The following is a 24,383-nucleotide window of genomic DNA, read 5'->3' as shown; positions in this document are numbered from 1 at the left end:
AAGTTAAATTATATTATTCAAGATTGATCATTTTTGAGGAGTGGAATCATCTCCATAAAATTTAGGACCATAATTTCCTTCTCGGTCTGTATGGTTTCGTTCCATTCTGGGTCGTTCAAATGTAAAATGTTGTTCGATATTGGTTTTGAAGGGTGCATTCTCCGGTGAGGCACCGTATTGTTTAAGTTCCGCAATTTTTAAGACAGTCCTTGGGTGTTTGCCAAGCCTTCCTTGGAATTGAAAAAACGAAGCTACAGATGGATCAACTGTATGGTGGCCGTCTGGGTCTTGGAATGCTTTTTGGTTCACCCATCCTGGTTCTTCCCACATCACAAGTTTCTGGATTCTTTGTTTTACCATCACCCGCGCATCTACGAAGACAGTAGAAGATTTTTCCATTTGATTTGGATTTGGTTTTTGTGTTCCAGGTCCAATTTTAACAGATGTTAACTCTTTTTCGGAAAGATCTGCTGGAATCACAAGAATTGATTCCTTTGGGTCAAAGGTTGGAAACACGTCCCAAGGATCTGAAATATAATTGAATAAAAAATTCCCAGCATTGAGTTTTACCGTATAGCCACCGTAAGCTGAAGTTGGGTTTCCACCATCAGCTCCCATATTCCCTTTTGCGACATACAGGATAGGATGATTTTTTATGGAATTGATATTTCGAAAATCTGTATCGAGTAAAATATGATCGTGTCCTGTGAGTAAAATGCGTTTTGCTTTTCCTTCTTTTGAAATGAGTAAGGCGTAGGATTCCAAGTCCCCTTGGTGGATGTTTCCAAATTTAGTAGGACCTTCATTCCAATCATACCAAATCCAATAGGAAATTACCATATCCCCATTTCCAACTTCGTACCAATAATTCAAATCATCTCGAAATCCAGGTAAAGCTTCCGATTGTGTTCCAGACACAGTCGATTGTGCATAACGAACATGATAATACAAATGGGTTGGATTTTCGATTGGTATAAAATCTGGAAAATCTACGTAGTTCCAAGTGGTTTGCCCTTTGGTTTTCCTGCGGATATCCTTTTCTGGTAATGGGTATTCTTTTTTAGCAAAGAACTTGGAATACTTTTCGATGTTAGACGGAAGGTATTTCTTATCTTTATGGAAAACAAGGATGGGAGAAAATTTTTTAGCAATTTCTTCTTGGATTCTGTTTGGGATTTTGTTCTCTTGCGACAGAAATCGAAATTCTTTTGTGATGTTAGGACCTAATTTGGCAATGTCTGCGGGTGAATACCAAAATGGATTATGGCCTGGTGAAAATTTCCCATGAACTTTTTCGATTCCAATCATTCGGATTGCAAAATGTGTCCAATCCTTCGGTAAAGTGAAACTTGTTTTTCCTGCAGTTACATTTGATTTGATTTTTCCAATTTCAAGTTTATTTTCAAAGATAGGAACATAACATTCCTTAGATGTAGTATCAGGGCAATGATAGAATTGGAATGATAACGATACGGTTTCTCCTATTAACTCTTGTGGAATTGATGTTAGTTTGATTGAAAAGGTAACATCATTAGGGAGTTTCAGATCCTGATTTTTTTCGGGAGTGGAGTTACATTGAAAGAGTGTAAAGAATAAGAATGTGGTAAGGATTAGGTTTTTGTAATGCATGGTTCGTATCAAATCGAAACGGAATAAAAAAACCCCTGTTTCCAGGGGTTTTTGGAGATTAAGAGAGAAAGGATTACTCAGCGTCCTTTTTTTCTTTTTTCTCTTTTTTGGCTTTCTTAGCTTTTTTAGCCTTTTTCTCGCCTTTTTTGTTATTCTTTTTTTCTTTTTTCTCACCGTCTTTATTGTTCATTTTATCTTTCTTAGGTTTAACGGTTTCAGAAGCCTCTTCTGTTTGCATGGTAGGCTCTTCGTCTGCCTCTGTTTGAGCAAACAAACCAAAACTGCTGAAAGAGAAAAGAGTGAGAATCACAAGAAATTTTTTCATTTTTTACCTCGTATCGAATGTGCGACCAATTAGATACTAATTCGATGATTATACAAGATTAAATTTTAAATCTTCACGGAATTATTTTCCGACACAAAATTTGCTAAAAATTCGCCCTAGAATTTCCTCATTTTCAACAACACCATTCACTTGACCAATTTCTAACAAAGCCACATTGATTTCTTGGATATAGATTTCAGCAGGAGCATTGTTTTCTATGAGTTGGATGGATTCGGATAAACAAGATTCAATTTTTTGAATGTGATACCTTTGCCGGTCTTCTAACAAAACTAAATCTTCCGTATTCTCTTGTGAGGTAAGTTTTAATTTTAATAAATTCAGCAATTCGGAAATTCCTTGTTTTGTTTTGCAGGAGATTTCAGAGATGGTTAGGTTGTATTCTTTTTGGATGTTTTCTAGATTTTTTAAATTCCAGGTTGGATGTTTTGCATCAACCTTATTGGCAACAAGAATTGATTCAAATAAACGATCTTTATGTTTGTTTAGAAATGAATTGATTTCAAATGGGACAGAAGTATCGATCAAAAGTAATTTCACATTGGCACTGTCTGCTTCACGTTTACTCCTTTCGATACCCATTTTTTCGATGTTATCCGTAGTCTCTCTGATTCCGGCAGTATCGACTAAACGTATTGGGATTCCATCCAAACTCAATTCTTCAGCGATATAATCTCTTGTGGTTCCGGGTACATCAGATATAATGGATCTATCTTTTCCGATGAGTAAATTCATCAGACTCGACTTACCAGTATTCGGTTCTCCAAATAATACGACTGTCGATTGTAAGATGAGAGATTCTGCTCGTTCAGAATTTTTAATTAATTTAGAACATAAATTTTTAAGATCCACCATTCGGTTTTTCCTTTGTTCTAAACTTTCAAAGGTTAAGTCTTCAGTTGAAAAATCAATTTCTGCTTCACATTCTGCTTTGAGTGAAATCAAATCACTTCTGATTTTCGAACTTAACTTTGTGATTTCTCCAAATACGTTTTTTTGTGCGAGTTCCAATTCGTATTTGGATCTTGCTTCAATCAGTCGACTAATGGCTTCGGCACCAGACAAATTGATTTTTCCATTTAAATAAGCGCGTTTTGTAAATTCACCTTTCGAGGCAGGTCTTGCTCCTTTATCAAAAAGGACATGTAGGGCACGTTTTAATAGAATTGGATTTCCATGGAGATGGAATTCTGCTAGATCTTCACCAGTGTAGGAGTTAGGTGCTGGAAAATAAAAAAATACAATTTGGTCTAATGGGTTTCCATTTTCGACAAAGTCACAAAAAATGGCGGTGCGTTTTTGGTTTTGTAAAAATGTTTCGGTGAGGGCTGTTCCGTTTTTTTCTAAAACAGAAAGTGAGATGGGCAAAACCAAAGAACCCGAGACCCGAAGGATACCAATCGCTCCGGGACCTTGGGCTGTGGACAATGCCGCAATGGTATCAATCAAGATCTTCTTGGTCTACTCCATCAGCAAAGTCTTCCACTGGTAGACCTTTTTTAGAAGGATCTTCCAAATCTTTGTATTTGTGTTTTTCTTTTGCAGAGATTACTCGAACTCGTTTGAATGTTCCGTTACCTTCTGATCTTGTGAAGACTCTTTCGTCTTCTTGGATTGCCATATGAACAATTCTTCTTTCAAAAGGATTCATTGGATCGAGTAGTTTCGATCTTCCTGATTTAATTACAGAAGCAGCAACAGATTTAGCCAATCGAATGAGAGATAACTCGCGTTTGTCGCGATAAGATTCGATATCTAATACAATTTTACGGTTGTGTCTGATTTTTGGATCAACCATCAAGTTGAGAAGGAATTGGAGTGAATCTAATGTGCCTCCACGTTTTCCGATGATGAGTCCAGATTCTTTGCTTGTGAGTTCGACATAAATTTTTCCGTCTACATCACCCATTCCTACGACTTCTGCTGGGATTCCCATTTTTTTCAAAATGGTGATGATCACACCGTGTATGATTTTTTCAGAAGGGATATCGTTGTTAGCAACAAACGCACGTACAACGGCTGGTTTTTTTTGTGTGATTCCTAAAAAGCCGGACTTTCCGGAATCAACTACTTCGAATCGTAAATCGCCTGCTTGGAGACGAAGGGTTTCGAGAGTAAAATCTTCTGCTTCCCCTTTCGTTTTTCCTTCGGCTTCGAAAATGTAATTATTCATCTGTGATCTTCCTTGTTAAACAATGATTTCATTTCTTCTTTTTGTTTTGGTTTCTAAAACCTGGTCTTGCAACCGCAGAAGCGTTGTTAGCAGGTGTTGGCCCGCTTGGATTTGGTTTTTTGTCGTCCGACTTAACAAACTTGTTTGTATATACTTGCTGAGCGATGGAGAGAATGTTTTGCATGGTCCAATACATGGTAACCCCTGCAGGCATTGACCAGAAGAAGTATAACATGATGACAGGCATCATATACATCATCATCTTTTGATTAGGGTCAGTTGATACAGTTGTCATTTTTGACTGAACAACTTGTGTTGCTACCATGATGAGTGGAAGGATGTTGATAGCAAGAGCCCCAATAAATGCTAATTTTGGAGTCGTAAATACAGTGTCTGGTTCACTTAAATCTTTGATCCAAAGGAAAGGAGAATTCCAAAGGTCTACTGTATCTGAGAATGCCGTATAAAGAGCGATAAAGATCGGAATTTGGATGAGCATCGGAAGGCAACCGGCCATTGGATTGGTTCCGTTTTTCTTATAAAGTTCGATCGTTTTTTCTTGTTTGAGTTTTGGATCATCCGCGTACTTTTCGTTGATGAGTTTGATTTGAGGAGATAACTCTTGCATCTTTTTCATCGACTCTGCTTGTTTTTTGTTCAGAGGATAAAAAGCTAACTTAAAGAGAATTGCGAAGATAACAATTGCCCAACCGTAATTCGGAATCACTAAATAGATCTTTTTTAGGATCCAAACAATTCCGTTTCGAAGTGGTGTTGTAATCCCTTGGTTAAAGGATTTATCAAGTGATTCACTAAGACCTGCAAATACAGAGTCTTTGTTGATTTTTGGATCGAGTTTACTGTCTCGGAAGGCAGTGCCATCGAGCTCACGAACACCAACATAAGCAGCATAATCTAAGTTTACTTCTTCGCCAGGTCCTAGTTTCCAGTTGTCATACACAAGAAGGACACCTGTTTCATTTCCTTTTCGGTTATCTAAAAGGACACCAGCTGGTTTGTCATCCAGAGGGTCAATCACCCCGATGAAATAACGGCTTCCTGTTCCCACAAAGTCCACTTTGTCGTTAGAACCTTTTTTGATTTCGTAACGAGTGTCTTTTCCTTCATTGGAACCAAATAGATTGTCAAAAAATCCTTGGGTTGTTGTGCCATCGATATGGTCTTTGAAACTTCCATCTAAATAGTAGTAACGGAAGTAATGTGCATTGTCTCGGTCATTGAAGTCTTCTTTTTTCTTTAAGATGGGACCAAGGGAACTAAAGGAACGAAAGTAAACATCGGACTTAGTTGGAGAAATGTGAATGGTCTCAGAAGTTCTGTTTTTTAAAGTTAAATGGAACTTAAAGTAATTTTCAGAAGGGAAAAATTGGAATTTTTTCTGAATTGTGAATTTACCATCGAGCGATGGTGCTTCGAATGTAACCGTTCTTGTTTCTGCATTATAATTTGAGCTAAAGTTTACAAGGTTATATGCGGAATAAGGAATGGTATCTTTGTCTTCAATGATGTTGAAGTCAAAACCTTGGCCTCTTGTGAGTTCTACAGCTTTTTCAGTTTGGCCATCAAATTCAATTTGGAATTTCGGATCTTTTGCGATCGTAAAGTCAGAACCATCTGGTTCTTTATGATCTTTGATATAGTATTCTGTGATCCTTCCACCTAAACTTGAGAAACGAACCAAGAAGGAATCAGTTTTGAGAGAAAATGTTTTTTCCTCTTCTGGTTTGACTGGTTTTAGTTTTGGTGATTCCGTTGTGGCTTTTTTGATTTCTGCTTTTGGATCAGTTGTTGCTGTTTTTTCTTTATCAGCACCTTCTGTTTTTGCAGTTTCAGTTACTGTTTTTGGTTTCGGAGTTTGTGGTGGAAAAAAGATATAATTGATTCCCATCCATACTGCTAAACTTAAAAATAAAGCGAGGAATAAGCGACCTTGTCTGTTGTTGGTATCGTTTTGCATAGTTTAACTCTTGTTATAAGATTTCGGTAAAGGATCATGTCCACCTTCATGATAAGGGTGACATTTAGAAATTCGAATGATGCTAAGAACAAACGCTTTGTACCATGGATAGGTTTCAAACGCTTGTTTGGCGTATTCAGAACAGCTAGGAGTGAATCGGCATGATGGTGGTAATAGTGGAGAGAGCAGTTTTTTGTAGAGGAAAATGAGAAACAAAAACAGCCGATTCATGGGAATTGTTTTAGTGCCGAAAGGAATAAAACCTCTCGGTCTTCCTTAGATAACTTCGCAAATCCAACCTGAACAAGTAGGGCACAATCGTATCCTACTGGAAGAACAGAATTATATTTCCGAACCAGTTCCCTGAGGATTCGTTTTGAACGGTTGCGAAGAACGGCAGTTTTGTGAGTTTTATCGGGGCAAAATAAAAAACTGGCAAAAGGAAGGCCGTTTTTCCGAACAAGCCAACGAAGTGGAGGCCTGCCCATTTTTCGATTCTGACGAAAGAGTTCCTGGATCCTGGTTTGGTCGCGAAGGGTCTCCGAAGGAAGCTCCTAAATTAGAACTTTCTCCCGATTTTTTCGTCGGAAACAGTCAACTTAGCGCGTCCTTTTCTTCTTCTGTTCGCTATCACATTTCTTCCGCCTGGGGTAGCCATTCTGGCTCGGAATCCGTGAGTTCTCACGCGTTTAATTTTACTCGGTTGGAATGTACGTTTCATGAAACACCTAATTTATCTATATATGATCGCAAAAATATGAGGTCTTTTGAAAGGTTTTTGGTACCCCCATGGAAGTCAAGGGGAATTGGTAAAAATGATTGGACACTCTATATCTTATGAGACATAAGACTATTTTTGCAGGTTTTAGCCAATAAAACTAGACTCGCTTTTTTCCATCGTGTTGAAACAATTCCTGTAACAATGGACAGAATGAAACGATTCCTCATTTGCCTATTCTCTCTTTATTTGGTTCCGTTTTTATGGACTCTTCCTGCGAGACCCACAAAGCCAAATCATAAAATTCTAGATAAGAAGTCAGAGTCAATTGCCCTACAAGTAGCAATCCAAGAATCGATCCAATACCTGCAAAAACTCCCTATGGATACAAAATTTTTAATCCAAGGGGAAACCATTACTCTCAATGATATTTTATTCCCACTGAGAGAGATCCAAAAACAAATACAGGGAAACAAACACTTAGATTTACTGAAAGAGATTCGAAAACAATTCAAAGAAGTTGAATTGAAACCCAATTCCGAACCACCACTCATCACTGGTTATTATGAAGTGCGAATCCAAGGGAGATCAAAACCAAGTGGGAACTATTTGTACCCGGCTCTTGTCCCACCAAAACAGAATTCCAAAGCGACCCATTCCAAATTTTATCCTAGAGAGTATTGGAAAGAAGAATCCCATTGGAAAACCGTTTCCCGACCGATTGTGTATCTAACGTTAACCGACCTTCATTTAGCACAATTGGAAGGATCTGCTCTTGTCCAAACAGAAACAAAAGAAATATTTAGGATCAATTATGCCTCAGACAATGGATTTGATTATTTGAGTCCTGCTGTTCATTTAACAGGAGTTTGTCCAAGTTTAAAACCATATGAATTAAAATTTTGTATGGAGACAAATCCTAAAGAAGTTTCCGAAGCCATTTGGAAAAATCCAAGGTATATCTTCTTTGAAAAAGAGAACCTACCGAATAAACAACTTTCAGATCTAATGATCGGACCTTTGGGAAGTGGAGGGATCCGACTTGTTCCAGAACGTTCTGTTGCGATGGATAAACAAATCCCTCTTGGATTTCCAGTGCTTATCAGTTTTAAGTCAATTCAACAGACATATAACGATCATTTGGTGTTTGTTCATGATCGAGGAAATGCCATCCAAGGAGAAGGAAGAGTTGATTTTTATTTGGGTAATGAAACCGGAATTGACAAAATTGCCAATCATTTACTCACAAAGGGAAAAGTCATTTTGTTTGTGCCAAAGAAAGAAAAGTAAAAGCAAACGAATCTTTGTTTTTGAAATGATACTTCATTTCTGTTCCTTTCTGTTGGATATACCTTCGTAAAAAATTGAAAATATAGATTCGATTTCACGATCCACATCAATCGGAAACTTAGGTGCTAATATAAACTTTGTGATGATGAAACTAGCTCCCAAACTAAAAGATACTCTGACAATTTGATTGAGATCTAAATCCTTTTTGATCTCACCTTTTAATTGAAAATTTTGATAAGCTTCAATCGAAGTATCATATAAATTTGTTTTCCATAATTGCCCAAATATTTCAGAAAAGTCTTTGGAAAAGAGTATGGCTCCGAGTAAAAGTTTTAATTTTTGAGGTTCTTTTGCAACTGATTCAAACCTCGCTTTTAAGATTGAAATGTACCATTCCTTAAAATTCGGATTTTGTGATTGGATTCTATCTTTTAAGTCTGACATATGATTTGGCAAAATAGTCGACAATAAAAGACCAGCTAATACACGTTTGTATAAATCAAATTTAGTCGGAAAGTATTTGAACAATGTTCGTTCTGTAGTACCTGCTTTTTTAGCAAGTTCTGCCGTAGTTGCACCGCTAAATCCCAATTCGGCAAAAATTTCCTCTGCTGCATCTACTATCTCTTTTTCTTTTTCAGATTGTGGATTTTGATACGCTGCAAATTCACTTTGTAGCATTTTTAAGGTCAGTTTCATTCTAAGTATGGATCTCGTTTTACATCATTTTTTCCAAACCTGAATTTTTTCGATTGATTTTTCGTATAGTGTTTACTTTACCTTATAAGAAGAGAAGTATAGTATTCACTATACCAAGGGGAATCAGGTATGAAATCTGTAAAATTGGGGTTACCTCCTCATCGTGGAATAACATGGAATCCAAAGACGATGGAATCAGCCGAATCGGGACGGGAAATATTAGCAGATGGAAGGGTCAAATATTGGATCAAACATGATATCCTGAAAGGTGTTTTTCCAAGAATGTTAGTTTGGTGGTTCCAACATTTGGAAGGTACAATGGAATACCAAGGTAAGGTATTAGATCGATATCATGTTTGGCATCCTGAAGATCATGTTCATGTCAGTTATGAAAAAACAAATGAATCGGGTAAAATTGGGCCAGGTGCGGTGTTACGGATTGTGGAATACTTAGGAAGGCAAAAACGATATTTAGTGAATGTCATCAGTCCTATTGAAAAATTAGATGAAACTGGATTTATCCACAATCCTAAATTGTATGGAATTCTTCCCATCGCCCGAATGGAATATCAATTCCAAGAAACGAAGGATGGAACACTCTATGAAAACTGTTTGATTGTTGGATGGAAGGGAATATCCTTTCGAATTCTGAGACCTGTATTTGAATTTTTATTCTTTGATCGAAAACATGGTCAATATTGGATCAAACATAATATTGAAGAAGTGGGACAGTTCCAAAATTTTTTACCCGAATTATTTAGGAGTCAGAATGAAAGTTTACGGTGATCACCAATCAGGTAATTGTTACAAAATTCAGTTACTAACTTCTTTCCTCAACATTCCATATGAATGGGTTGATTTAAATATTAAAAAGGGAGAAACACAAACAGAAGCCTTTTTGCAATTAAACCCGAACGGAAAAATTCCCATATTCGTGTTAGATGATGCGAGGGTCATTTCAGAATCGAATGCGATATTACATTTTCTAGCAGAAGGGAGTCATTTATTACCAAAAGATCCTTTTTTAAAGGCAAAGGTATTAGAATGGCAGTTCTTTGAACAATACAGTCACGAACCTTATATCGCTGTAGCTCGGTATATACAACATTATTTAGGAATACCTGAAGAGAGACGTTTGGAATATGAATCCAAACAAGTTGGAGGACACAAAGCATTAAAAGTAATGGAACTCCAACTACAAAAAACTCCGTTTTTAGTTGGAGACATTTTTACAATTGCTGATATTAGTTTATTTGCTTATACCCATGTTGCTCATCAAGGAGGTTTCGACTTAACAAGTTATCCAAATATTCGCATGTGGATTAAAAGGATACAATCGATGGATTCATTCCAACCTATGAAGCTAAACTGAGTTTAATTAGGTTGGAGTTTGCATTGTTCTGCGTCAGTTTCAAGTTCGATTGTCGTATGGATGATTTCAAACTCAGAAGCAACTTTTCTGATTTCTTCTTTTAAGAGTTGAAACTCACTTAAGTTTATTTTTTTGTCCATCAAAACATGAAGGGATGCAACATGATGGTTTCCATCTAAACTCCAAATTTTAATATCGTGAACTGATTTGACTCCCTTGATATTTTCCCAATGTGCAATGAGTTCGGATCGATTGAGTGAGATAGGCACTCCTTGCAGAAATACACGCATGACTTGTTTTGTATTCCGATAAGCATTGAATAAAATCCAAACTGCAATTCCAAGAGACATCAAAGGGTCAAACCAAGGTAAATTCCAAAAATACATAAAAATACTACCAATGAGTACAGCAACCCAACCCAAAATATCTTCGAGGAAGTGCAAAAAAACGGCTTTTTCGGAAAAACTAGATCCACGATTTAAACGTACCATCGCAATTCCATTCACAACAACACCAACAATTGCGAGGACAAACATGGCTTCAGCTTTTGATTCCGCAGGGGAAATAAATCGTTTGATGGATTCAATGATCATAAAGATGGATCCAACAGTTAACAATACAGATATAAATAAAGCACCTAATATCGAAAAACGCCTGTATCCATAATCAAAATGAAGATCATTTGGTCTTGTTGAAACCTTTTGTAAGTACCAAACAAATGCAAGTGAAAGAGCATCGCCAAAATCATGAAACGCATCTGATATAATAGCGATGCTATTGGAATAAACTCCTCCAACCAATTCAAATAAGGAAAAGAATAAATTTAAGAAAAAAGCCCAAGCTAAGTTTTTAGAAGAGGAAGAGATGTCAGTATGTGAATGGTTGTGATTGGAATGATTGTGTCCATGTCCCATAAGGATAAAGTAACACTGATTGAATTAATATGCAACTAGTAAAGTGTTGGAATGAAATCGATAAATTCATCGATAAGTTTTGTAATGCAATTGGATTTCATTCAAATAAGATTTTTGGTTTTGAGTAAAGATAACCTTGGACGATATGACAGGATGTTTTTTTTAAAGATAGGATTTGTTCTTCTCTTTCAATTCCCTCTGCAATAGTTTTTAATCCTAAAGAATCAGCCAAATGGCATATTGATTCCAAAAGTAAAAAATTACGATCGGATGTAGCAATTTCATCTAAAAATGATTTATCGATTTTTAATTCATCAAATTGAATTTTTTGCATATAGTGTAGTGATGAATATCCTTTACCAAAATCATCTAACGAAACCGAGATTCCATTTGACCTGAGGTTAGAAACTATACTTTGGATGGTTTCAATTTCATCTATAAAGATATCTTCAGTAATTTCAAAGATTAGATTTTTTGGATTTATTGAATTTTGATTTAAATAGGTGATGATATAATCATTAAAATTAGGAAATAAAAAGAAGATTGGTGAAATGTTGATCGAAATTTTGATCTCTTGGCCATAAACTTTTTGTAAACTTGGAATTTGGCTGACTACTTTTTCGAATATTTTTTTGCCGAAAGGAACAATCAAATCTGATTTAGTAATGATAGGGATAAATTCATCTGGAGATATCTCACCTAATTCTGGCACCGTCCATCTGGCAAGTGCCTCTAACCCAACAATTGATTTGTTTGAAATATCTACCTTTTCTTGGTAGGCAATTTTAAAATGATTGAACTCAATTGCTTTTTCTAGTTGGTTCTTTAATTTTTGTTCCCTTTCTATTTTCTTTTCCATTTCCGGTTCGAACCAAACCAGATGGTTCATTGATTTTTCCCGGGCTACATTCATCGCAATGGAAAGTTTTCGAATGACTTCGTCCAAATGATTGGCTTCTGATGGAAAATGAATTCCAGAAACTCTGTATTGGAGTCTATGGCCAAGTCTATCCGGTGTTAAAGTTTGGTTATTATTTAAATCAAATTTAACAATTGCTTCCTCAATCCTATTCCTGGCAGAATTTTCGATCCATAAAATGAATTCATCTCCACCTAAACTAGCAACGATTGTATTTGGACGTTCAGAAGTGTATTGTTTTAATATATTCCCTATTAGTGTTAATATCTGGTCCCCAAAACTGATACCATGTAATGCATTAATAACTTTAATCCCTTTGATATTAATGAGTAAGACAAAAGCTTCATTTGAACCATTATCGATTCTATTTTGAATGGAGAGCTCAAATGAATAACGATTTGGCAATTGTGTGAGAGAGTCGTAAAATGCTAGTTTGTCGATATGTTGTTTTGATTTTAAAATTTTTGCTCTGGATTCTTTTAAATATACAATATTTTTAATTAATTTTGCTCGTAACCTTTGGATCAAAAATCCAGAAAGTATGGAAAAAATGATTAAACTGACTGATTTAAAATACCATTCTCTTGGGCTTTGATTTCGTATTCCTAATTCGTCTGGAAATATAACAATAGAATGGTATACAAAGATTCCAAAAATAACTGGAACAATAGAAATGAATAGTGCTGACAAAAGACTTGGAATGGGAGGTAAAAATACAAAAAAAGAAATGATAATGAAGGCAAGAGAAATCTCACCTGTCCCTAGTAATCCACTTCTTAAAAAAGATAAAACAGATATGAAGATAGCTGTAAAGATTAAAGTGAGAACTCGAATGACTAATGAAATTTTGTTTTTTAAAAAATATTCAAAAATGAATAAGATTGAAATTCCTAAATCGACAGCAAAAAAGATATAATCAATTTCACCTGATTTTGTAAAGAGGGGTGTTAGATGCAAACACGCAGCAACTAAAAACAACCCAGAAGCAGCGATTAAAAATCTCTTGAGTAGGGGACCTGTGTCCTTTCTAAATTTTAACCAATAGACGTAATTTCGTTTGTCAGTGATCATTTGTCCTCTACTTCCAAAATTTGTCTAAGGTCGGCATGTTTAAAAAAGTCTTTTCGAAACGAAACGTCAAGACTAAGTTATCCTCATTGTGTCCTCTCCTAATGAATTATCACCCAAGTCACCTCAAGAATCAGCCGTAGAAACTCGACATGTCGTTTTACCTAATGATGCCAACCATTACGGAACGGCATTCGGTGGTGCAATCATGAGTTGGATTGACTTAATTGCAGTCATGGCTGCCCAAAGGCATTCCGGAAGAGAAGCGGTGACAGTCAGTATTGATCGTATCAATTTTATAACGCCCATCCAAATTGGAGACCATGTCAATTTAAAAGCAATGGTGAATTATGTAGGAACAACTTCTATGGAAGTGGGTGTGCAGGTGAATCGTGAAAATCCATACACTGGAGAGATGGTGAGAGCTACTACCGCCTATCTTTCGTTTGTTGCATTGGATGAGAACAAAAAACCTGCTCCAGTGCCTCCGTTAAAATTAGATACAGATCTCGAAAAACGAAGGTTTGCGGAAGGAAAAATGCGAATTGAAATGGCTAAAGAATTTGCAGCAAAAATCAAAGCGAGTCGAAAGATTCTTTAATTTATATATCGATCATATTCTGCAATTTGCGTTGTACATTCGACCGATGGAATAAAGTATTTCTCTCTAATCTTTTTATACTCAGGATCCGCAAAGAAACTAAGTTTTTTTTCTTTGGTTTTGAAATAAATCAGAAACACTCTGTTGATTGGATTTTCGGTTTCGGTTTTTAGAGTTTCAGCAATTTTAAAATCATACCGAAATCCACCTTCATATTGTTCCAACAGTCCTTTCATTGCGTTTCGGTATTCAGCATATACACTTTCATCTTTGACTTGGAGGCCTACAATTGTTTCGAATGATAAAATTTCTTTTTGCATAAGGATTTTCTCACATATTTTAAGCTAAATTTTCTTTTTAAACCGACCAAAAACAAAATTTTGGACTGTGCCAAAAGGTGTATGGTGGTTTTCTCTTTGGAATTCAATGGGCTCAAATTCAGGGGAAAAGGTTTCGGCTAATGTTTCTTCGGTGTATTGTTTGATTTCAAGCCCACTACATTTTTTTGGGCCATCGTTGCTAAAGGTTCCTATGATGAGTTCACCATCTTTGTTTAGAGCTTTTAATAAATTATTTTTGTAAGCTAAAATGGATTCTGGATCTGTTAAAAAATGAAAGACAGCTCTGTCATGCCAAAGATCGTATTTGATACTGGATTGGAATTGAGTGATGTCTATCACAATCCACTCAATATTTTTGCCAATTTCACCTAATCTCTGTTTGCTTCGATTTAATGCGTTTTGGCTAATGTCTAAAACAGATAGATTTTGGTAACCAAGCTCTAAAAGACGATCCACTAAATTGGATTCTCCACCACCGACATCAATGATTTTTGTTGAAGTTGGTAAATTTGTATGATTAATCAACTGTAAGGAGAGCTTTGGAATCTCCTGAGTCCAACTCACTTCATTTGGTTGTTTTTCAGTGTAAATTGTTTCCCAATGTTTTTGATTATTCATGGTGTATTGTTCTTCTTTTGGTTTGGATGTAATACAATGTTACGATGGATACAAACACTAAGAATGGTATACTCACTAGATTGAGAGACAACCATCCTATTTTATGTTCCAAAAAACCTGCACTATATGTGGAAAAGATAGCAATAGAATATACGATTGTATCGTTAATAGCTTGGATTGTGTTTTTTTCCGCTGGATGGTATTGTTCCACAAGTAAGTTTGTCCCACCCACATACATAAAATTCCAACCAATACCAAGTAAGATCAGTGCTACTGCAAATGGTAAAAATTCGGTTCCTTGGATCGCAGAAACTGACTCCAGTCCCATGACTGCAACACCTAACAAGATCAAGTAGGGTGCTGTCATTTTACGAACTAAAAATCCAGAGAAAAAGGAAGGGATGTACATTCCTAAAACATGCCATTGTAATACTATTGTGGATGCATGCATTTCATGACCATGTGATTTCATCGCAACTGGCAAAGCTGTCATAAGCATTGCCATAAGTCCAAATCCAAAAGAAGTAGAGAGAATGGAAACCCATAATCCTAAATTTTTTACATGATAGGAGAATGGTCTTACTTTTTCTCTTTTACTCTCTAGGTGTTCCGATTCGTTTGTTGTAGTGTAACGTTTATTCGGTGAAGGTAGGAAGGTAATTAATAAAAATTGTAGGGAAAGGGAAACAATTAGGATTAAATAACATCCCAAAAATAAGGATGTGGGAAAGAGTTCTTTCCCATGTAATCCAGCAAGTGGCCCAAGGAAAGCAGCGGGGATTCCGGCGATTAAAATCCAAGATAATGCACTCGCCCTATCATGGGTTGGCACAGATTCCATTGCAACAAAACGAAGGTATTGGATAAACGATTGGTGAAGTCCAAATAACAAGTGTGCTATGGAAAATAATATAAAACTTTTTTCCCAAATTGCATACGTAGCAAGTATAGCTCCAAAGATTCCAATGATCGTACCAAGAAGAAGTCCATATTTACTTCCTTGCCATTTCATATACCTTGACGCTGGGACTAAACCAATCAAGGTTCCAAGGATTACAAACGAAACGGGAAGTGAGGCGGATTCTGGAGATGGACTTATGGTTTGCCCAGCAAGTGCAGAAACTGCCATAATCATCACTGTCCCAATTTGGAATACAGTTTGGGTAATGGAAAAGATACCAAGGACTTTGATTTTATTTAAAAAGGAATTCATGTATCTTTAATTTTCTAAACCTTAGACTGTAAAATAAATTTGATCCTAGATTAGATTCCAAGTTTTGTCAGAATTTCTTTGGCTTGTGATACAAAATGTACTTCTTCTTCCTTTTGGAATGGTACAAAGACATTTTGTGCAAAACGTACGGAAAGATGTGCATACTCGATACAACCTGCTATTGTTAATTCTGGTTTTGCTTTTCCTGGGAATATTTTAATGTCTGAACCATCTGGCACAACAAGTGAACGTGGTGGAATTTTTTTCCCTCCACGGATCATACATCCTGCCGCGATTTGAGATCCATCTCCTATTTCTGCATTATCCAATACGATGGACCCAATTCCAACTAGTACAGCTCTTCCTATTTTGCATCCATGAATCATAACATTATGTCCAACTAATGTCCATTCGCCGATAGAGATAGGACTTGTTGAATCAGTATGTAGTGTGGAATTATCTTGGATATTCACATAATCTCCAAGTTTGATTTTGTTCATGTCTGCACGTACAACAGCACCGGGCCAAATCGAAACAGAAGTACCATATTCTACCATTCCAAATGCTGTGGCGTTTGGATGGATGAATGGTTTTGTAAAATTAGGAATTTGATTGTAGGACATGGATCAAAGTCAACCTAGACTTTGAATTTCGCAACCGATAAATGTAATGTCGTCTTGTTTTGCTTGTCCATCAGTGAACAAAGAGAGTTCGCTTAACACTTTTGCCATCGTATGATCTAAGCTTAGTTTTAAGTTTTCTTTTAAAATTTCATAGAGTCTATCTTCACCGAAGAGTTCTTTTTCTTCATTAAATTGTTCGAAGATTCCGTCCGTGAATAAAAAGATCCGATCACCTTCTTCAATTTGGTGTTCGATGAGTCTGTATTGGGTATGGTCCATAAGGCCAATGATCTTACCAGTTCGAGGTAAAAGTTTGATATCATAAATTCTTTGGTGGATTTGGTCTGGATGTCCTGCAGATGCATAAAATAACTGTTTATTTTTTAAGTCAATGTCACAGACAGAACATGTAAAAATTGTTTGGATATTGCTATATTTATTGATGAAAATTTGGTTCATATGAAAAATCAAATCATCGGGATGATCATAAATCATTTTGAGTGATTCATATTCCGCTTTGATTGCCATTGTGATGAGTGCTGCTTGGATTCCGTGCCCAGTTGCATCTGCAACAAAGATTCGATAGTAGTCAGCTTTCACTTGGGTAAGGTCATAAAAATCACCTCCCACTTCGGACATAGATTGGTAATACGAATGAAAATGGATTCTTGGATCACTGGTTTTGATATCAGAGAATAATGTCTTTTGGATTTTTTTGGCGACGTTTAAATCCTTTTTGATGAGGCTCAATGATTCGTCTAAGGTTTTGGTCCGTTCTCTCACCTTTTCTTCTAAAGTGACAAGTGCTTCTGCTTGTGTATTTGCCTTTTCTTCTTTTAACTCATTGATTTTATTCGCGAGAGCAAGAGATAAAATACCAGCTTCTAAGGTGGAACCAATTTGATTTCCATAAATGGTGAAGACATTGGCAGGAAGGACTCCATTTTGCATCAGAGTGTACATCAATATTCCAAAGAGTAAGGTACTCCAACCAAACAAAAACAATCTAGCTTGTTTGTTTCCTGTGCTGTAATTCACTAATGCAACAACTAACACAGATACTACAAATAATTGTGCGATAAAATTTCCAATCCGAACTGCGATCTCAATTGGTAAATAGGCATAAGGAATTAAAATATAAAACAATACACTGAATTTTAAGACTTGGATAAGGCGATTGGACCAAGGATTAAAATCACGTAAATTCAATGTTTGTTGGGCAAATGTCCAACCAGTGATCGCAGAACAAGTCACAATGATACTACCAATTCTGTTATGAATTTCTGGATGGTCTAAAGTGAAAATTTGATTTAAAATTCCATTCAGGTACATTTGTAACAATAAATTACAAAAAATAGAAATGGAATAGGTGATGTAAGCTTTTTCTTTTAAGATGAAATAAATGAATAAATTATAAATCACCATGATAAAGATGGTGCCGTAAAAAAAACCTAGAATTGTATTTTCTAAATTTTCTTTTAGATAAAACGTTTCTTTGGAATAAAATCGAATGAGATAACTGATGTTTGATGATGATTTGGTTTCTAAAATGAGTGTTTTGGTTTCGCCAGCTGGCCAACTGAGTTCAAAAGCAATGGATTTAGAAAATGCATCCCAATGCGAATGTGCTATAAAATCTCCACCTTCTTTGATGGGCTCGGGATTTCCTTCTTCATACACTCGGATAAAGTCCAAATGTGGGTTTCCTAAATCTAGAATCAGTTTATTAACAGACGTTAGATTTGTAGCTTTTATTTTTAGATATACATGTTCTGATTGGAAACCTAAACTTAAGGTGTTTTTGAAAATAGGAGTCCATCTGAGTTTTTGTTGGTTGGTTTCATTTCCCGATTGGATGGCATAATCAATCTTTTGGGGAGTAAAACTTTCATCACTGATGGACTTTTGGATCTCCCATCGGGAACAGGAAAACAAAGTTCCCGAAAGAATAATCAAATAGATGAATCGCATAAACTCGAACGATTTCCCAATAAAAATTGGGAATTGTCAAAGCAAATTTATCGTAAGGTATAACCGTTGTTTTTTGCCGTGGACACCAAACTGTCTGAAAGTTCCTTAAAACGTTCTTGGGTAAAGGTTTTATCATAGGACATAAGCCGAAAACGATATGTTACCGATTTTTTGCCTTCTCCCACCGAATCACCTTGGAAAATCGTTTGGACATATACTGATTCTAATTCAGGAATTTGTAATGTTTTTACCAAATTTGCAAAAGATTCTGTTGGATCCGATTCATTCATGAGAAGTGAAAGATCCAATTGGCCTTGTGGAAAATGGGATGGTGGATTGAAATGAGAATTCCTTCCATGTGTTTCCCAAATTTCAGCTAACACTTCCATGTTGATTTTGGACAAAATGACCCTACGTTTTATATCGTACACATCAGCAAATCGAGTATGAAGGATTCCAAGTTCGACAACTTCTTTTCCATCGTAATGTACTACTAAACTTGCATTAGGGTGGAAATGGCTTCGTGTTTCTTTTTTCCAAACTAAATTTGGTAAATTTAAGAATAAAAAGAGTTCGGTAATTGTTTCTCTAATTTTTAAGAATTCTTGTTCAATGGAAACAAGGTCAGTTGGTTTGTGTTTGGATAAGGAAAGAATGGAGATCCAACGTTTCTCATCTGCTAACTCAGGACCATTGCCTTGTTTGTGGTAAGTTCTCCCCAATTCAAACAGGTTGACTGATTCAAATCGATCTTGGTTTAACTTTGCTTGTTTGATGAGACCTGGGTACAAACTGTTTCGGAGAATCGAATGTTCCTCTGGCATTTCATTTGCAATTTTGAGTGAAGTGGATTCTAAATTTGATTCTAGTTTTGCATCTGTTGGAGAAGCAAAAGAATAATTGTACACTTCATTAAAACCAATTTCCAAAGCTAAGAAATTTTTGACTCTACGTTCTAACTCGCGGAGTGGATTACGAATCGGAGTTTCCACTGCCATGTATAGAGCTTCTGTTCGGATGGAAGCATAACCAATTGTCCTTCCAATTTCCTCAACAAGGTCTTCTGGAATTGTTACATCGTAGTTTTGTCTGTATTTAGGTACAACAACGGAAAGTGATTCTTCTTTTGTTGTGACTCCAAAACCTAATCGTTGTAAGATGTCGGTGGCTTCGGGTAAAGTGATCTTTTTTCCTAATTTATGGCGGAGAAATTGTAAATTTGTTTCAATAGTAACCGTTTTGGATTCGGTATGATTAAAACCCTGTGGCGTGAAAACTTTTACATTCGGATTGCCGTTTTCTTTTAATAATTGAACCGCTCTTTTGATGACCGGTAAACAAGTATAAGAATCCAAACCTTTTTCATAACGTACTGCTGATTCAGTGCGGATATTGGTTTTTCGTATGGTAAAACGAACATCCTCCCTTTTGAAGATAGCAGATTCCATCACTATGTTTTTTGTACCATCTGTGACTGCTGAATCTTTTCCGCCCATCACTCCCGCTAAAGCTACTGGTGTAGAACCATTTTGAATGAGAAGGATATTACTTGGTAATGTTGGAGAAGTATCATCTAGGAGAGCTAAACTATCTCCATCTTTTGATTTGGATACTGTAAAGGAAGTTGATTGTAGCTTGGATCGATCAAAAAAATGAGTAGGTTGTCCAAGTTCTAACAAAAGATAGTTGGAAACATCTACTACATTATTAATGGAACGAATCCCACATTTTTCAAGTCGTGATTTGATTTTGGGAATGGATGTTGTGATGTTTACATTTTGGATAGAAGTCACGTAATATGCATGTGCATGTACGGATGTTTCTACTGTTAGTCCTTCGTTCCCTGATTCCCATTTTGTATCTGCTTGTAATGGAAAGGAATTCAGAGGGATTTGGAGTTGGCTTGCGAGTTCTCTTGCAAAACCAAAATGACTCCATAAATCAGGTCTATGTGTAATGGATTTATTATCGATTGTTAGAATTGTATCTTCCCATAAAAAATATTTACGAACCGAGATACCCAGAGTTGTGTCCTTTGGAAAAATAAGAACACCTGAAGATTCTAATGCCATTCCCAATTCTTTTTCGGAACAATACATTCCTTGGGAACGAACTCCACGTAGTTCCGAATCCAAAATTTCTTTGCCATCCAATTTGGTGCCAGGGAGAGCTAATGGAACAATATCACCCACGTTTACATTTGTGGCAGCAGTGACAATTTGGTAGTCTTTTGATCCATCCGTAGCGATGGTCGTTTGTAATTTCTCTGCATTGGGGTGTTTTTCAAGTGATTTGATTTTGACAGTGATCACAGATGTTAGGTGGGATTTGAAATCTTCCACATCATCAATTTCACAAATCGACGTATTAATTTTTTCCAGAACCGAATCGAAAGGAATCTGGGAGAGCGGGGTAAATTCGTTTAACCAATCAACTGAAAGTTTCAAGAGAAATCCTTATTTGTTAAAAACAGTGGGAAAGCGAACGGGTCAATCCGAAATTCCAAGTTCTGTTTTCAGAAAATGCAGGCAATCTTCCGAAGTCATTGGCCTTGCAAAATAAAATCCTTGGATTTGGTCCACTCCACTTTCGGCGAGTATTTGCACCTGTTCTTCCGTTTCAGCACCTTCTGCTACGACGCTCAAACCAAGGTTATGTGCTAAATTGGAAACAGCATGGATGATGGTTTTGGAGTCTTTGTCTGTTGTGATTTCGGATACAAAGGAACGATCGATTTTTAAAGAGGAAATGGGAAGTTTTTTTAAGTAACCCAAACTACTATAACCTGTTCCAAAATCATCAATTGCAATTTTTGCCCCAAGTTTTCGGATTTCCTGCATCGTACGAACGGCAGCATCCGCATTCTCCATTACCGAACTTTCTGTGAGTTCGACTTCTAAATCATGTGGGTCTACTTTGAATAATTTGAGATTTTCGGCGATTGTGGAAATCAGTCTTTCGTGTTTGAATTGTTTGGTGGAAATATTCACAGCCATAGAAATATCTTTAATCCCTGCATCTTTCCAAACACGCATGGTTTTGATGGCAGACTTAATCACCCATTCACCAATCGCAAGGATCATCCCTGTTTCTTCAGAAATGGGAATGAATACATTCGGTGAGATGAGTCCTCGTTCTGGATGGCGCCAACGAATGAGTGCTTCTACACCCACAGTTTTTTTTGTGTACAAATCAATTTTGGGTTGGTACATCAAAGTAAATTGATTTTCGATGATGGCAATCCTCATTCGGTTTTCGATTTCCAAACGTTCAGCCACAACTGTTTGCAGTTCTTCAGTAAAAAACACATAACAGTTTTTCCCTTGCGATTTTGCCAAGTTTAATGCACTGTCTGCATTTTTAAGAAGTGTATTTGAATCTTTTCCGTCTGTTGGGTATAAGGCGATCCCAATCGAAATATTTACAAAAATCCTTTCCCCATCGATCACAAAGGGATGGGTCATTGCATCTAAAATGGCTTCCGAAATAACGGCCGCATCACGTTCATTTGATAAATCAGGTAATACAACATTAAATTCATCTCCACCTTGTCTACTGATGAGATCATACACACGTATACTTTCACGAATCCGATAAGCGACAAGTTTGATGATTTTGTCCCCAAAGTCGTGTCCTCGAGAATCATTGATGATTTTAAAATTGTCCAGATCAATTGCAAGGATCCCAACCAAATTACCATGCCGTCTTGCTTCTTCGAAAATTGGAAATAGTTTATCAATAAGAGAGTTACGATTGGGAAGATTTGTGAGTTGGTCAAAAAATGCCATATAGGCAATTTTTTCTTCGGCATGCCTTCTTTGGGTGATGTCAAGAAAGGCAACTGCAAGTCCAAAGTTTTCAATGGGGATTGGTGTTGCTAAAATATCAAACCAAGTGATTTTATCTTCTTTGATCATCCCGATTTCCAAATTACGAATCACTTCTTTGTGTCGTAATGCTCGCATCAAACTTGATTTTCTTGGGTAAATTTTTGTGCCGTTTGGTTGGATGAGAGTGTACTTTCGAATGTTGAGAGTACGATTGAGAAGTTCCCCATCTTGGATGTCAAAATAGGTTCGTGCTGTTTTATTAGTTTCAACAATTTTACCTTTTTCATCTGTGATGGCTATGCCCATAGGTAAGTTGTCAAAGATTGACTTATACTTTTGTTGTTGGAGTAAAAATTCAAAGGAAATATCTTTTTGGATCGTTACATCTCGATCAAAACCCAAAATGATTTTGGACTCACGCAAAGGAATGAGTAACCAAATGATCCAAACTTCTTCCTTGGATTTGGTCACAAGGCGATTTTCGAAATTTACAATATTCGGATTTTTGCCCAAACTTACGAAAGTATTCTCAGTATTTTCTTTGTCGTCTTCTTGTGTGAAATGAAGGATTGATTTTCCAACAATTTCTTTAGGTTCAAATTCTAAAAATCTGGCAAAACGATCTGTAACAGAGACAAAATTACCTTCCCAATCCAATACTTGGAAACTATTGGGATATTCGGTCAGTAGAGATTTAACAGTGAGACCAGAGAGAATTTTACTGCCTAAAGGCTCATTTCGCATGTATTTCTTTGCCTAAATAATATACCGCTTCGATGGATCCAGGAAATTGGAATCCTTCAAATGGTGACCATCCGGACTTACTTTTAATCATAGATTTTTTAAATTCAACTGGTTTTTTTAAATTTAAGATAGAAAAATTCGCCGCATAACCTTCGTTAATAATACCAACACCCTTTCCAAAATGTTTTGGTAAATAAGGTGCCACAAACTCCCCAGGATTTTTGGAGCAGATTTTTGCTATTAAAGTCATCGGAATGTTTAATTTCGATATCATATATGTGACAAAAAGTCCATATGTATCCAATTGTGAAATTCCGCTTGTTCCTTTTTGTTTTTCTTCAATGGAGTGAGGTGCATGATCGGTCGCTAAATAATCAATATGCCCATCAAGAATCCCTTTCACCATCGCTTCTCTATCTTCGCGGCCTCGGAGTGGAGGGTTCATTTGGAACCATTTGTGATTTGTTTCTGTTAACATCTCCGTATCGAACATCAAATGAGTTGGAGTCACTTCACAGGTAACATTCACTCCTCGTTTTTTTGCTGCAACGATCTTAGAAAGACCGTCTTTTGTCGAATAATGGCAAAGTTTTCCTTTTAGGTTGTATTTCTCGATCAAATACAAAGCAAAATCAGTTGCGATTGTTTCTGCTTCTTTTGGCCTTCTTGTTTCATGAGTGGGTTTGTCTTGGTTAGCGATGAGGATTTCTGGGTCTTCACAATGGAAACTCACATCCTGTCCATGGTAATGTTTGATCACTTCTTCAAGGGATGGATTGTCATGGAAAAAAAGTTCTCCTATGGAAGGACCCATAAACACCTTATAAGGAACTTTGTTTGTGAGTGGTTTTGTATGAGGACCTATGCCAGCATACAATGTAATGTGGATTGGAGCTTTTTTGGTGAGCGCTTGTTTGGCGGTATAAGTTTCATCATCAATGGGTGGAACTGGATTGTTTGGCATATCAGCCACATGGATCACTCCACCGTTAATGGCGGCAGCACTTGCCGATAAAAAATCTTCTTTGTAAGTATGTTTTCCACTCACATCTTCTCTTGCGTGAATGTGAATGTCACCAAATCCAGGAAATATCACACATTCATCAGAAAACTGGCGAGCGTTCGGATCCAAACCTTCTTTAACATTCGTGATGAGTCCAGTTGTGACATCAAATTCGATCGTACCCAAAAATTCTCTTTCGTGGGTGACGACTTTTCCTGCGATTTTTTCCATAATGACCCTTTGATTCAGCAGATTCTAAGAGGGAAGGAAAGTTTCAAGGGAATTTACAGTCCCTTTCATGGAAGAATATCTCAACTCGACAATTGTTGATTTGTA

At 36.6% G+C, this 24,383-nt stretch carries 22 protein-coding genes and 1 pseudogene; 4 read left to right on the top strand and 19 right to left on the bottom strand.

From position 1 onward, the window contains the following. Positions 1-27 precede the first annotated feature (27 nt). From ND855_RS15015 to rpmH, 8 genes and pseudogenes are all read right to left on the bottom strand, one after another. Positions 28-1,629, bottom strand: a complete 1,602-nt coding sequence (locus ND855_RS15015; RefSeq protein WP_265359012.1) for a hypothetical protein — start codon at positions 1,627-1,629, stop codon at positions 28-30. A 73-nt stretch (positions 1,630-1,702) separates the two neighbouring features. Continuing rightward, positions 1,703-1,954 (bottom strand): hypothetical protein, encoded by a 252-nt coding sequence (locus ND855_RS15010; protein ID WP_265359011.1) that lies wholly within the window; start codon positions 1,952-1,954, stop codon positions 1,703-1,705. Between the two features lie 81 nt (positions 1,955-2,035). Next, positions 2,036-3,421 carry a tRNA uridine-5-carboxymethylaminomethyl(34) synthesis GTPase MnmE gene (gene mnmE / locus ND855_RS15005; protein WP_265359010.1) on the bottom strand — a complete coding sequence of 462 codons (1,386 nt, stop codon included), beginning with the start codon at positions 3,419-3,421 and terminating at the stop codon, positions 2,036-2,038. Continuing rightward, entirely contained in the window at positions 3,414-4,145 is a 732-nt protein-coding gene (gene jag, locus ND855_RS15000; protein WP_108960139.1) for an RNA-binding cell elongation regulator Jag/EloR, read from the bottom strand. The genes mnmE and jag overlap by 8 nt, the downstream gene beginning before the upstream one ends. Before the next feature lie 28 nt (positions 4,146-4,173). Then, positions 4,174-6,123: a membrane protein insertase YidC gene (yidC, locus tag ND855_RS14995; protein WP_265359009.1), complete on the bottom strand. Its 1,950-nt coding sequence runs from the start codon at positions 6,121-6,123 to the stop codon at positions 4,174-4,176. 3 nt (positions 6,124-6,126) lie between these two features. Next, the gene (gene yidD, locus ND855_RS14990; RefSeq protein ID WP_015676762.1) at positions 6,127-6,354 is read right to left on the bottom strand and encodes a membrane protein insertion efficiency factor YidD; all 228 of its coding nucleotides are present in this window, start codon (positions 6,352-6,354) and stop codon (positions 6,127-6,129) included. Continuing rightward, positions 6,351-6,656, bottom strand: a pseudogene (locus tag ND855_RS14985) (ribonuclease P protein component); the annotation flags it as partial. The pseudogene ND855_RS14985 and the gene yidD, both read right to left, overlap by 4 nt. 26 nt (positions 6,657-6,682) lie before the next feature. Continuing rightward, positions 6,683-6,844 (bottom strand): 50S ribosomal protein L34, encoded by a 162-nt coding sequence (gene rpmH, locus ND855_RS14980; RefSeq protein ID WP_081431642.1) that lies wholly within the window; start codon positions 6,842-6,844, stop codon positions 6,683-6,685. Between the two features lie 210 nt (positions 6,845-7,054). Here rpmH and ND855_RS14975 point away from each other — a divergent pair, with 210 nt between their 5' ends. After that, positions 7,055-8,131 carry an MltA domain-containing protein gene (locus ND855_RS14975; protein ID WP_265359008.1) on the top strand — a complete coding sequence of 359 codons (1,077 nt, stop codon included), beginning with the start codon at positions 7,055-7,057 and terminating at the stop codon, positions 8,129-8,131. 33 nt (positions 8,132-8,164) lie between these two features. On the opposite strand, the gene ND855_RS14970 is transcribed toward ND855_RS14975, so the two are convergent. Beyond that, on the bottom strand, positions 8,165-8,830 hold the full coding sequence (locus tag ND855_RS14970) for a TetR/AcrR family transcriptional regulator (RefSeq protein ID WP_265359007.1): 666 nt from the start codon (positions 8,828-8,830) through the stop codon (positions 8,165-8,167). Positions 8,831-8,959: 129 nt separating this feature from the next. Here ND855_RS14970 and ND855_RS14965 point away from each other — a divergent pair, with 129 nt between their 5' ends. Together ND855_RS14965 and ND855_RS14960 are read left to right on the top strand one after the other, a co-directional pair. Then, positions 8,960-9,616 carry a DAPG hydrolase family protein gene (locus ND855_RS14965; protein WP_265359006.1) on the top strand — a complete coding sequence of 219 codons (657 nt, stop codon included), beginning with the start codon at positions 8,960-8,962 and terminating at the stop codon, positions 9,614-9,616. Continuing rightward, entirely contained in the window at positions 9,600-10,202 is a 603-nt protein-coding gene (locus ND855_RS14960) for a glutathione S-transferase family protein (protein ID WP_265359005.1), read from the top strand. Before ND855_RS14965 ends, ND855_RS14960 begins: the two co-directional genes overlap by 17 nt. Positions 10,203-10,204: 2 nt before the next feature. Here ND855_RS14960 and ND855_RS14955 read toward each other — a convergent pair whose 3' ends face one another. Beyond that, positions 10,205-11,116 (bottom strand): cation diffusion facilitator family transporter, encoded by a 912-nt coding sequence (locus ND855_RS14955; protein WP_265359004.1) that lies wholly within the window; start codon positions 11,114-11,116, stop codon positions 10,205-10,207. Positions 11,117-11,213: 97 nt separating this feature from the next. Beyond that, on the bottom strand, positions 11,214-13,106 hold the full coding sequence (locus tag ND855_RS14950) for a putative bifunctional diguanylate cyclase/phosphodiesterase (RefSeq protein ID WP_265359003.1): 1,893 nt from the start codon (positions 13,104-13,106) through the stop codon (positions 11,214-11,216). A gap of 88 nt (positions 13,107-13,194) precedes the next feature. Between ND855_RS14950 and ND855_RS14945 the strand changes: the two genes are divergently transcribed. Then, on the top strand, positions 13,195-13,704 hold the full coding sequence (locus ND855_RS14945; RefSeq protein ID WP_265359002.1) for an acyl-CoA thioesterase: 510 nt from the start codon (positions 13,195-13,197) through the stop codon (positions 13,702-13,704). Here ND855_RS14945 and ND855_RS14940 read toward each other — a convergent pair. From ND855_RS14940 to ND855_RS14905, 8 genes are read right to left on the bottom strand one after another with little or no spacing between them, the layout of a single operon-like run. Continuing rightward, positions 13,701-14,024: a DUF1330 domain-containing protein gene (locus ND855_RS14940; RefSeq protein ID WP_265359001.1), complete on the bottom strand. Its 324-nt coding sequence runs from the start codon at positions 14,022-14,024 to the stop codon at positions 13,701-13,703. The two genes, ND855_RS14945 and ND855_RS14940, sit on opposite strands and share 4 nt — an antisense overlap. 24 nt (positions 14,025-14,048) lie before the next feature. Continuing rightward, complete coding sequence (locus ND855_RS14935) at positions 14,049-14,663, bottom strand: class I SAM-dependent methyltransferase (RefSeq protein WP_265359000.1); 615 nt, start codon at positions 14,661-14,663, stop codon at positions 14,049-14,051. Continuing rightward, positions 14,656-15,876 carry an MFS transporter gene (locus tag ND855_RS14930; RefSeq protein ID WP_265358999.1) on the bottom strand — a complete coding sequence of 407 codons (1,221 nt, stop codon included), beginning with the start codon at positions 15,874-15,876 and terminating at the stop codon, positions 14,656-14,658. The genes ND855_RS14935 and ND855_RS14930 overlap by 8 nt, the downstream gene beginning before the upstream one ends. Positions 15,877-15,926: 50 nt before the next feature. Beyond that, positions 15,927-16,499 (bottom strand): gamma carbonic anhydrase family protein, encoded by a 573-nt coding sequence (locus tag ND855_RS14925; RefSeq protein ID WP_265358998.1) that lies wholly within the window; start codon positions 16,497-16,499, stop codon positions 15,927-15,929. A gap of 9 nt (positions 16,500-16,508) precedes the next feature. Continuing rightward, on the bottom strand, positions 16,509-18,470 hold the full coding sequence (locus ND855_RS14920; RefSeq protein ID WP_265358997.1) for a 7TM diverse intracellular signaling domain-containing protein: 1,962 nt from the start codon (positions 18,468-18,470) through the stop codon (positions 16,509-16,511). A gap of 47 nt (positions 18,471-18,517) precedes the next feature. After that, positions 18,518-20,917, bottom strand: coding sequence for a phenylalanine--tRNA ligase subunit beta (pheT, locus tag ND855_RS14915; RefSeq protein ID WP_265358996.1), 2,400 nt, complete (start codon positions 20,915-20,917; stop codon positions 18,518-18,520). A 42-nt stretch (positions 20,918-20,959) separates the two neighbouring features. Next, positions 20,960-23,044: a sensor domain-containing protein gene (locus ND855_RS14910; protein ID WP_265358995.1), complete on the bottom strand. Its 2,085-nt coding sequence runs from the start codon at positions 23,042-23,044 to the stop codon at positions 20,960-20,962. Further along, positions 23,034-24,281: an amidohydrolase family protein gene (locus ND855_RS14905; RefSeq protein WP_265359417.1), complete on the bottom strand. Its 1,248-nt coding sequence runs from the start codon at positions 24,279-24,281 to the stop codon at positions 23,034-23,036. Before ND855_RS14905 ends, ND855_RS14910 begins: the two co-directional genes overlap by 11 nt. Between the last annotated feature and the right edge of the window lie 102 nt (positions 24,282-24,383).

The sequence above is a fragment of the Leptospira paudalimensis genome (assembly GCF_026151345.1).
GTDB classification, from domain to species: domain Bacteria; phylum Spirochaetota; class Leptospiria; order Leptospirales; family Leptospiraceae; genus Leptospira_A; species Leptospira_A paudalimensis.
This window is presented reverse-complemented; position numbering and strand designations above follow the sequence as displayed.

Excerpts from the sequence above, each read along its gene's own strand:
- rpmH (WP_081431642.1), bottom strand. The coding sequence starts at position 6,844 with ATGAAACGTACATTCCAACCGAGTAAAATTAAACGCGTGAGAACTCAC.
- ND855_RS14940 (WP_265359001.1), bottom strand. The coding sequence starts at position 14,024 with ATGCAAAAAGAAATTTTATCATTCGAAACAATTGTAGGCCTCCAAGTC.
- ND855_RS14975 (WP_265359008.1), top strand. The coding sequence starts at position 7,055 with ATGAAACGATTCCTCATTTGCCTATTCTCTCTTTATTTGGTTCCGTTT.
- ND855_RS15015 (WP_265359012.1), bottom strand. The coding sequence starts at position 1,629 with ATGCATTACAAAAACCTAATCCTTACCACATTCTTATTCTTTACACTC.
- yidD (WP_015676762.1), bottom strand. The coding sequence starts at position 6,354 with ATGAATCGGCTGTTTTTGTTTCTCATTTTCCTCTACAAAAAACTGCTC.
- ND855_RS14910 (WP_265358995.1), bottom strand. The coding sequence starts at position 23,044 with ATGCGAAATGAGCCTTTAGGCAGTAAAATTCTCTCTGGTCTCACTGTT.
- ND855_RS14935 (WP_265359000.1), bottom strand. The coding sequence starts at position 14,663 with ATGAATAATCAAAAACATTGGGAAACAATTTACACTGAAAAACAACCA.
- ND855_RS14965 (WP_265359006.1), top strand. The coding sequence starts at position 8,960 with ATGAAATCTGTAAAATTGGGGTTACCTCCTCATCGTGGAATAACATGG.
- ND855_RS14930 (WP_265358999.1), bottom strand. The coding sequence starts at position 15,876 with ATGAATTCCTTTTTAAATAAAATCAAAGTCCTTGGTATCTTTTCCATT.
- ND855_RS14960 (WP_265359005.1), top strand. The coding sequence starts at position 9,600 with ATGAAAGTTTACGGTGATCACCAATCAGGTAATTGTTACAAAATTCAG.
- yidC (WP_265359009.1), bottom strand. The coding sequence starts at position 6,123 with ATGCAAAACGATACCAACAACAGACAAGGTCGCTTATTCCTCGCTTTA.
- ND855_RS14925 (WP_265358998.1), bottom strand. The coding sequence starts at position 16,499 with ATGTCCTACAATCAAATTCCTAATTTTACAAAACCATTCATCCATCCA.
- jag (WP_108960139.1), bottom strand. The coding sequence starts at position 4,145 with ATGAATAATTACATTTTCGAAGCCGAAGGAAAAACGAAAGGGGAAGCA.
- ND855_RS14920 (WP_265358997.1), bottom strand. The coding sequence starts at position 18,470 with ATGCGATTCATCTATTTGATTATTCTTTCGGGAACTTTGTTTTCCTGT.
- ND855_RS14955 (WP_265359004.1), bottom strand. The coding sequence starts at position 11,116 with ATGGGACATGGACACAATCATTCCAATCACAACCATTCACATACTGAC.
- ND855_RS14970 (WP_265359007.1), bottom strand. The coding sequence starts at position 8,830 with ATGAAACTGACCTTAAAAATGCTACAAAGTGAATTTGCAGCGTATCAA.
- ND855_RS15010 (WP_265359011.1), bottom strand. The coding sequence starts at position 1,954 with ATGAAAAAATTTCTTGTGATTCTCACTCTTTTCTCTTTCAGCAGTTTT.
- ND855_RS14950 (WP_265359003.1), bottom strand. The coding sequence starts at position 13,106 with ATGATCACTGACAAACGAAATTACGTCTATTGGTTAAAATTTAGAAAG.